At 38.9% G+C, this 2036-nt stretch carries 3 protein-coding genes; all 3 read right to left on the reverse strand.

The features are described from left to right. Positions 1-65: 65 nt before the first annotated feature. From GQR56_RS21110 to GQR56_RS21120, 3 genes are read right to left on the reverse strand one after another with little or no spacing between them, the layout of a single operon-like run. Positions 66-515, reverse strand: a complete 450-nt coding sequence (locus GQR56_RS21110; RefSeq protein ID WP_240920964.1) for an immunity 49 family protein — start codon at positions 513-515, stop codon at positions 66-68. Further along, positions 503-910: a hypothetical protein gene (locus GQR56_RS21115; RefSeq protein WP_166115339.1), complete on the reverse strand. Its 408-nt coding sequence runs from the start codon at positions 908-910 to the stop codon at positions 503-505. The genes GQR56_RS21110 and GQR56_RS21115 overlap by 13 nt, the downstream gene beginning before the upstream one ends. 56 nt (positions 911-966) lie before the next feature. Continuing rightward, positions 967-1818, reverse strand: a complete 852-nt coding sequence (locus GQR56_RS21120; RefSeq protein WP_166115341.1) for an immunity 49 family protein — start codon at positions 1816-1818, stop codon at positions 967-969. Positions 1819-2036: the final 218 nt, after the last annotated feature.

Raw genomic sequence — 2036 nt, forward strand, 5'->3', positions numbered from 1 at the left:
GTTTATCATGTTTATTCCTTTAAATTAAATCTGTTTAGTTGAGCGTTTTGGGTACTGAGGTAAAACTATAAATAATCGCCATCAATATAAAACTGTGGAATAAAATCTGATTGAACGTTTAATTCGTTACCATAATCTTTTGCCATGCAAGCTAAGCCTAATAACGGGATAGGCATATAAAAATCAGTCTGTTGGTATCCTTTATCACAGAATCGCTCGTGGTACTCCCAGCTATCAGTTAATGCATCTGCTAATGCCATACTCGGGGTAACCTCTCCATCCATCATAAAGGCAAGAACAAAATTTGTTTTACCGCCGGTGCAATAGTTAACCCATGGGTCTGTGGTGTCTAATTTAACCTCTTCTAACGCTTTACCTAGTAAAGCTAAACCCTCATCATTTGATACTCGGCGGTGTATACCTTGGATTAATTCAACAAGTGCGTACTCGGCTTCACTACTTGTGGTAGAGCACTGGCGCATTAAAGACACTGGGAACTTCGCTAAACTATCCATCGCATCTTGGTCACGTACAATTGCCGCACAAAAAAGGCTTTTTGCCAGCGAATTGCATCCAAGTACCCACTCCACAACAAGCTTTCGCCGTTGTAGGTGGCATCTAATATATCGTCAATCACGATACGCTGCTCTTTTTCAGGCTCTCGCCCCAGCCTAAAAATTGCCTCACCTGCTTTTGCCGCAAGCTTTAGTGCGGTTATTGATTTTTGCTTGTTTTCGTCCGTTAAATCGAACGACCACCATTGGCAGATTGTGATTGCATTGCTTAATAACGAAATTAAATTATCTCTTTTAATGTGCAATTTTTGACTTACTCTGTTATATCTTCTTTCAAAACGTTCGATATTATCTTCAAGCTCTATAGACTCATAATCACGTGTTATGATTATCATATTTATTCCTTTAAATTAAATCTGTTTAGTTTAGGGTTTTGGGTACTGAGGCAAAACTATAAATAGTTGCCATCAATATAAAACTGCGGGATAAAATCTGATTGCACGTTTAATTCGTTACCAAGATCTTTTGCCATGCACGTTAAACCTAGCAAGACAATTGGCATGTAAAAATCAGGCTGTTCATACCCCTCTAAATCACGGTGGCGCTCACAATACTTCCAATTTTCGGTTAGTGCACTTGCTAATGCTTCGCTCGGTGTTGCTTCTGATTGTGTGGTAAAGGAAATAATAAAATCTGATTTTGCACCTGTACCATACGCAACCCACGGTTCTTTTTTACCGCCTTCAATCACTTCATCCAGCAACTTGTTGAGAATTTCAATACCCTTTGGACCTGATTCTCGACGATGAATACACTGTATTAATTCGGTTAATAAATACTCTGCTTCAGGGTTTTTAGAAGAACACTTTCGCATTAATGACACAGGAAACTTAACCAAGCTGTCCATCGCGTCATAGTCTCGCACGATTGATGCAGCAAAAAAGGCTTCTTGCCAGCGCATCGCATGTAACCCACCATTTTCCAATAAACCTAAGCCGTTGTAGGTAGCGTCTAATATATCGTCAATCACAACGCGCTGCTCTTTTTCAGGCTCTCGACCTAGCCTGAAAATAGCCTCACCTGCTTTTGCCGCAAGCTTTAATGCTTTTATGGATTTTTGCTTGTTTTCTTCGGTTAAATCATACGACCACCACTGGCAGATTTGGAGTGCATTGCCAAAAAAACTTATTAAATTATCTTTTTTAATGGGTAAATCTTCAATTGAGTGATTATACATTCGCTCAAATCGTTCACTATCTCTTTTTATGCTTAAAGGTTTATATTCGCGTGTTACGTTTATCATGCTTATTCCTTTAAATTATGTCGGTTTTTGGGGCGTTTAGGGTGAAATTACAGGTAATCGCCATCAATATAAAACTGCGGAATAAAATCTGATCGCACGTTAAGTTCGTTACCGTAATCTTTTGCCATACACGCTAAGCCTAATAATGGTATGGGCATATAAAAACGAGGTTGTTGATATCCTTTGTCACAATGACGTTCATGATAGTTCCAGTATTC

It is taken from the genome of Pseudoalteromonas sp. Z9A5, from assembly GCF_011378875.1.
In the GTDB taxonomy this organism is placed as follows: Bacteria; Pseudomonadota; Gammaproteobacteria; order Enterobacterales; family Alteromonadaceae; genus Pseudoalteromonas.